6 protein-coding genes and 1 pseudogene are annotated in these 6,853 nt (G+C 64.4%); 5 read left to right on the forward strand and 2 right to left on the reverse strand.

The window, feature by feature from the left end:
- Positions 1 to 364: pseudogene (locus tag B3873_RS07540) on the reverse strand (tRNA (N6-isopentenyl adenosine(37)-C2)-methylthiotransferase MiaB); the annotation flags it as partial.
- Positions 365 to 557: 193 nt separating this feature from the next.
- Positions 558 to 1,475 (reverse strand): LysR family transcriptional regulator, encoded by a 918-nt coding sequence (locus tag B3873_RS07545; protein WP_286865015.1) that lies wholly within the window; start codon positions 1,473 to 1,475, stop codon positions 558 to 560.
- A gap of 130 nt (positions 1,476 to 1,605) precedes the next feature.
- Here B3873_RS07545 and B3873_RS07550 point away from each other — a divergent pair, with 130 nt between their 5' ends.
- The 5 genes from B3873_RS07550 to B3873_RS07570 all read left to right on the forward strand — a co-directional run.
- On the forward strand, positions 1,606 to 2,214 hold the full coding sequence (locus tag B3873_RS07550) for a cysteine hydrolase family protein (RefSeq protein ID WP_286865017.1): 609 nt from the start codon (positions 1,606 to 1,608) through the stop codon (positions 2,212 to 2,214).
- Between the two features lie 423 nt (positions 2,215 to 2,637).
- Positions 2,638 to 3,267, forward strand: a complete 630-nt coding sequence (locus B3873_RS07555) for a nucleoside/nucleotide kinase family protein (RefSeq protein ID WP_286865019.1) — start codon at positions 2,638 to 2,640, stop codon at positions 3,265 to 3,267.
- Positions 3,268 to 3,365: 98 nt separating this feature from the next.
- Positions 3,366 to 4,316: an ABC transporter substrate-binding protein gene (locus B3873_RS07560; protein WP_276842834.1), complete on the forward strand. Its 951-nt coding sequence runs from the start codon at positions 3,366 to 3,368 to the stop codon at positions 4,314 to 4,316.
- 120 nt (positions 4,317 to 4,436) lie between these two features.
- Positions 4,437 to 6,029, forward strand: a complete 1,593-nt coding sequence (locus tag B3873_RS07565; RefSeq protein WP_286865021.1) for a sugar ABC transporter ATP-binding protein — start codon at positions 4,437 to 4,439, stop codon at positions 6,027 to 6,029.
- Positions 6,030 to 6,031: 2 nt separating this feature from the next.
- The coding region (locus tag B3873_RS07570; protein ID WP_286865023.1) for an ABC transporter permease subunit at positions 6,032 to 6,853 on the forward strand (822 nt) is incomplete at its 3' end.

Genomic DNA, 6,853 nt, shown 5'->3' on the forward strand with positions numbered 1-6,853 from the left:
CGCTGTAGCGCCGCTCGGAGATCATCTGCGGCAGGCGATGCAGGGTCTGCGGACCGAACACCATGTCCACGAAGGGTGCGCGCTTGATGATGGCGTCGCCTTCCTGCGAGGCCACGCAGCCGCCCACGCCGATGAGCAGGTCGGGTTTGTCCTTCTTCAGCGCACGCAGGCGGCCCAGGTCGGAAAACACCTTTTCCTGCGCCTTCTCGCGAATCGAGCAGGTGTTCAGCAGGATCACGTCGGCCTCTTCCGGACGATCGGTCTTGACGAGGCCTTCGGCGAGATGGAGCACGTCGGCCATCTTGTCCGAGTCGTACTCGTTCATCTGGCAGCCAAAGGTTTTGATGAATACTTTTTTCTGCATAAATCTTTATCAGGCGAAGAGCGCAGGAAGGACGCATGGAACATGCGCGCGCCGGCGAGGAGGAGGGCGGCGGGCCGCTTGAATGTGCTGCTGCAGCGGTGGTGGAGCCCATCCCCGGAGGTTCGCGATTATAGCACCGCAGGCCCCGTGCAGCCGCCGCCAGCGCCGGGTGGGCCTGTCCATGAGGCAATTCTCAGAGTTGCGCGCAGCAGTCCTGCAGCCATGCCAGCACGGCGCGCAGCCGGGGCAGGGTCTTGAGGTCGCGATGGAATACCGCCCACAGTTCGCGCTGCAGCTGTGGCGCGGACTCCACAGTCTGCAGTTCCGGTGCCAGCAGATAGCTTGGCAGCAAGGCCAGCCCGACCCCGGCGCGCGCGGCCATGCATTGCGCCACCAGGCTGGTGCTGCGGAAACGCACCGGGTTGCCGGCGGCATGGTCGGCGATCCAGCGCGTCTCCGGAATGTCCGGAACGCCGTCGTCATAAGCCACGAAGGGTGCCATCTTGCGCGCCCGGTGCCATTGCACGACGTTGTCAGCCGTGCCACAGAGGTAGAAGCGCACTGCACCGAGCGGCCTGGCGATCAGTTCTCCATCCTGGGGCTTGCCGAAGCGCAGGGCCAGGTCGGCTTCGCGCCGTGCCAGGCTCAGGGTCTGGTGGCCCAGCGCGAATTCCACGTCCAGCGCTGGCCATTGCTCCAGCAGAGCGGGCAGGCGCGGGGCCAGGAACATGGTCCCGATGGCATCGGTGCAGGCCAGGCGCAGCTTGCCTTCCAGCCGCAGGTCCCCGCCCGCCAGGGTGCGCGCCAGTTGCCGCGTCTGTTCCTGCATGGCGCGGGCAGCCGTCAGCACGCTCTCGCCCAGGCGGGTCAGTTCCACATCCTCGGCGCGGCGCAGGTACAGCGGACCCTGCAAGGCCTCTTCCAGCAGGTGCAGGCGGCGGCCGATGGTGGCATGCGTGACGCCCAGCACGCGGGCCGCCCCGGAGAGGCTGCCGGCCTCGACGAAAGCGACGAAGCTGCGCAGGCTTTCCCAGTCGGCATCCAGGGCGGCATGCATGGCTTGCGGGGAGGGCAAGGGCGCGGCCTTGCTGCGGGCTGTTAATTTTTTCACAGGCGGCTGGCGATTTTGGTGAATGGCAGTGCGAATTTTATCGGACTAAGATGGTCCGTCACTGTGCATTGACGTTCAGTTGCAGCGTTTTATCGACTTCTCTCGAACATTTTTTAACAAGGAACCGCGCATGTCCTCTCCCCAGACCTTGATCCAGATCGCCGGTGGCAGCGCCCGCGCCGCCACCTGGCAGGAAGCCGTCCTGCTCATCATCGACCACCAGACCGAATACACCACGGGCCGCGCACCGCTGGCCGGCATCGATGCAGCCGTGGGCCAGATCGCCGAGCTGCTGCGCCAGGCCCGTGCCGCCGGTGCGCCGGTGATCCACATCGTCCACCACAGCAAGCCGGGCAGTGCCATGTTCGATCCGCAAGGCCCGCATGTGGCCATCATCGATGGTGTGCAGCCGCAGGGTGAGGAACTGGTGCTGCCCAAGGGCCTGCCCAATGCCTTCGCCGGTACCGCGCTGGACGAAGCGATCAAGAAGACCGGCCGCAAGTCCCTGATCGTGACCGGCTTTGCCACCCACATGTGCGTGAGTGCCACTGTGCGCTCGGCGCTGGACCATGGCTATGCCTCCACGGTCGTGGCGGCTGCCTGCGCCACCCGCGACCTGCCTGATCCTCTGGGCGGTGCGCCGGTCACGGCGGCCGAAGTCCAGCGCGTGGCGCTGACCGAACTGGCCGATCGCTATGCCACCGTGGTGGCAGATGCGGCGGCGTTGGCCGGGGCCTGATCTCATTGCATCACGGCTTTTTCGCACGGCGCGGAAAAGACAATCACAAGGACGCTACCACCGAGGTAGCGTCCTTTTTTCATGCAGTCTGAAAATGATCTGACTTATTCATAAGGGGATCGATATCGAAAAAATTCAAAGAAAATTTCATCACGTTGACGACGAGGAACTAGCAATAATTAGAAATAACGCATGAATATTCAGGAGTGCTGAAATTCAGGAGACAGAATCGCTTAGTTTGTCGGCTTTCCGTAATTCGCGCATATCCGCATCCGGTTGGCACGACAGCCGCCTGCCATGCGGCAGAAGGGCGAAGCAAGCACAACAGGAGAAGCTGCTGTTGTGCTGCATTTCAATAAAGAACGCGCAAGGCGCGTGTGGACGGTCTGACAGGCCGTCCTTAGAAAAAGGAATGAGTCGACCATGATTCCGACCCCCTTCAGCGACCGGCTCGCAGCGCTGCTGGCCCGAGGCCAGCGCACCATACTCGGCATCGCCGGTCCGCCCGGCAGCGGCAAGTCCACGTTCGCAGCTGCGCTGCTGGCGCATGCACAGGCGCAAGGGCTGACGCAGTCCGTCATCCTGCCCATGGATGGCTACCACCTCGCCAATGCGGAGCTGGCACGCCTGGGCCGCGCCACGCGCAAAGGGGCGGAAGATACCTTCGACAGCGCCGGCTACGTCCACCTGCTGGCGCGGCTGCGCCAGCAGCAGGCCGATGAAGTCATCTACGCACCGCAATTCCTGCGCGAGATCGAGGAAGCCATTGCCGGCAGCATCGCCATCCCTGCTGACACCCGGCTCATCATCACCGAAGGCAATTACCTGCTGCTCGACCGCGGCCACTGGTCGCGCGTGCGGCCCTTGCTCGATGAGGTCTGGTATGTCGATGTCGATCCTGCCGTGCGGCTGCAGCGGCTGATTGCGCGCCACGTACAGTTTGGCCGCGGCCCGGCCGAGGCGGAGGCGTGGGTGATGAACAGCGATGAGATCAATGCAGCGCTGATCGAAACGACGCGCAGCCGTGCCGACCAGATTGTTCGCCGGGACTGACTGTTCCGGCGTGTTGTATGCAGCAAGCAGCAAGCAGCAAAGGGCCGCGACAGGCCCCAGCCATCCCCCTCGAACTTCCAACAAGAACGGAGACCAGCATGATCCAGAAAACCCTCGCCATCGCCTGCGCCACTCTTGCACTGGGCGTCGCCACGGCCCCTGCACAGGCCGCCGACAAGCCCCTGAAATCGGTTGGTGTCACCCTCGGCGATTTGGCCAATCCCTTCTTCGTGGCCATCGCCAAGGGCGCTGAAAGTGGCGCCCACAAGATCAATCCGGACGCCAAGGTCACCGTGGTCTCCTCCAAGTACGACCTCAACACCCAGGTCGGCCAGATCGAGAACTTCATCGCCAACAAGGTCGACCTGATCGTGCTCAATGCGGCCGACTCCAAGGGCGTCGGCCCGGCCGTGAAGAAGGCCAAGAAGGCCGGCATCGTGGTGGTGGCCGTGGACGTGGCCGCAGAAGGTGCGGATGTGACCGTCATGTCGGACAACACCATGGCCGGCGCCGAGTCCTGCAAGTTCATCGCCGACAAGCTGCAGGGCAAGGGCAATGTGGTCATCGTCAATGGCCCGCCGGTGTCGGCGGTGATGGACCGCGTCACCGGCTGCAAGGCGGAGTTCAAGAAATCGCCCGGCATCAAGATCCTCTCCGACAACCAGAACGCCGGCGGCAGCCGTGATGGCGGCATGACCACCATGTCCAATCTGCTGGCCGCGCAAGGCAAGATCGATGGCGTCTTTGCCATCAACGACCCGACTGCCATCGGGGCCGAACTGGCGATCCGCCAGGCCAAGCGCAGCGACATCAAGGTCATCACCGGGGTCGATGGCGCACCCGATGCCGAGCGCGCGCTCAAGGACAGCAAGTCGCTCTTCGCCGCCTCGCCCGCGCAGGACCCGTATGGCATGGCTGCTGAAAGCGTGGCCATCGGCTATCAGGTCATGAATGGCCGCGCCCCCGAGAAGGCCGTCAAGCTGCTCCCGGTCAAGCTGATCACGCGCGACAACGTGGCGGATTACAAGGGCTGGGTCCCGGCCAACTGAAGCCACGCATCTGGCAGCTCACCTGACAGGTGAGCGAGCCCGATCCGCAGCGCCCGCAGTCAGGAGACCTTCCTGCTGCGGGACGCGCTTGCCGCCCTGCGGCTGCTTTCCTTGATTGCCATGACTTCCACTCCCATTCTGCAGATGACCGGCATCAGCAAGTCCTTCGGGGCCACGCGCGCGCTGTCGGACATGCACCTGACCATCCGCCCCGGCGAGATCCACGCCCTCATGGGCGAGAACGGTGCCGGCAAGAGCACGCTCATGAAGGTGCTTTCCGGCGTCCATGCGCCTGATGACGGCGAGATCCTGCTGGACGGCAAGCCGGTCTCGCTGCGCGACCCCGGTGCCAGCCGCGCCGCCGGCATCAACCTGATCTATCAGGAACTGGCGGTCGCGCCCAACATCAGCGTGGCCGCCAATGTCTTCATGGGCAGCGAACTGCGCACACGCTGGGGGCTGATCGATCACGCCGCCATGCGCGCGCGTACCGATGCCGTCCTCCGCCAATTGGGCGCCAGCTTCCGTGCCTCGGACCGGGCCGGACGTCTTTCCATCGCCGAACAGCAGCAGGTCGAAATCGCCCGTGCCCTGGTGCATCGCAGCCGCATCGTCATCATGGATGAACCGACGGCGGCGCTCTCCGAACGCGAGACCGAGCATCTCTTCGGCGTAGTGAAACGCCTGCGCGATGAGGGCCTGGCCATCATCTACATCAGCCATCGCATGGCCGAGGTGTATGCCTTGGCGGATCGCGTGACGGTACTGCGCGATGGCAGCTTCGTGGGCGAACTGGCGCGCGAGGAGATCGATTCCGAACGCATCGTGCAGATGATGGTGGGCCGCTCGCTGGGCGAGTTCTACCAGCACACCCGCATGGCCCCGGAACACGCGGCGGCCTTGCCGGTGGTGTTGCAGGTGCAGGATCTGGCGGGTGGCAAGGTCAGGCCGGCCAGTTTCGCGGTGCGTGCCGGCGAGGTGCTCGGTTTTGCCGGGCTGGTCGGTGCCGGGCGTACCGAACTGGCGCGCCTGCTTTTCGGTGCCGATGCCCGCAGCGGCGGCCACGTGCTGCTGGATGGCCAGGTGGTGCAGATCGATGAACCGCGCGCTGCGATGCGTGCCGGCATCGCCTACGTGCCGGAAGACCGCAAGGGCCAGGGCCTGTTCCTGCAGATGGCCGTGGGGGCCAACGCCACCATGAACGTGGCGGGCCGCCACAGCACGCTGGGACTGGTACGCAGCGGCGCGCTGGATGGCGTGGCGCGCGATGCCATACAGCGCCTCAACGTCAAGGTCGCGCATCCCGGCGTGGCGGTGGGCAAGCTCTCCGGCGGCAACCAGCAGAAGGTCCTGCTGGCGCGCTGGCTGGAGATTGCACCCAAGGTCCTGATCCTGGACGAGCCCACGCGGGGTGTGGATATCTATGCCAAGAGCGAGATCTATCAACTTGTCCACAAGCTGGCCGAACAGGGCGTGGCCGTTGTCGTCATTTCCAGCGAGCTGCCGGAAGTGATCGGCATCTGCGACCGCGTGCTGGTCATGCGCGAGGGCAGCATCACCGGTGAACTGGCCGGCGCGGCCATCACCCAGGAAGCCATCATGCATCTGGCCACCGATGCGGGTGGCATGCAGGGCGCGCATGGACAGGGCGCTCCGGCTTACGGCATGGCGCATTCGGGCTTGTCTTCTTCTCCTTCTTCTCATTCCTCCTAGTCATGGCTCATCCAACTCCTCTGCACAACAACGCGGCTGCGGCGCGTTCCTCATCCACGGCGTCGCAATGGCTGCTGCACCGGCTGGGCATGTTGCCGGTACTGGTGGTGCTGTATCTGCTGTTCTATGCGCTCACCATCTATCTCAGCGGCGACGGCAGTTCCAACTTCGCCACCGCCGAAAACACCATGAACATCCTGCGCCAGGTCGCCATCAACCTGGTGCTGGCGGCCGGCATGACCTTCGTCATCCTCACCGCCGGCATCGACTTGTCGGTCGGCTCGGTGCTCGCTGTCTCTGCCGTGCTGGGCATGCAGATATCGCTCAGTGCCGCGCCGGGCTGGTCGATTCCCATGTTCATCGTGTCGGGGCTGTTGATGGGCATGGTCAATGGGGCCATGGTGGCCTTCCTCAACATCAATGCCTTCGTGGTGACGCTGGGCACGATGACGGCCTTCCGCGGGGCGGCCTATCTGCTGGCCGATGGCACCACGGTGCTGAACAATGACATCCCCAGTTTCGAATGGATAGGCAATGGCGATTTCCTGCACGTTCCCTGGCTGATCTGGGTGGCGGTCGCGGTGGTGCTGCTGTCCTGGGTGATCCTGCGCAAGACGGTGCTGGGCATGCACATCTACGCCATCGGCGGCAACCTGCAAGCGGCGCGCCTGACCGGTATCCGCGTGGGGCTGGTGCTGCTGTTCGTGTATTCGATCAGCGGCCTGTTCTCGGGGCTGGCCGGTGCCATGTCGGCCAGCCGCCTGTACGGGGCCAACGGCAACTGGGGCAGCGGTTATGAACTGGATGCGATTGCCGCCGTGGTG

The organism is Herbaspirillum sp. UBA812, from assembly GCF_002296545.1.
GTDB classification, from domain to species: domain Bacteria; phylum Pseudomonadota; class Gammaproteobacteria; order Burkholderiales; family Burkholderiaceae_D; genus Herbaspirillum; species Herbaspirillum huttiense.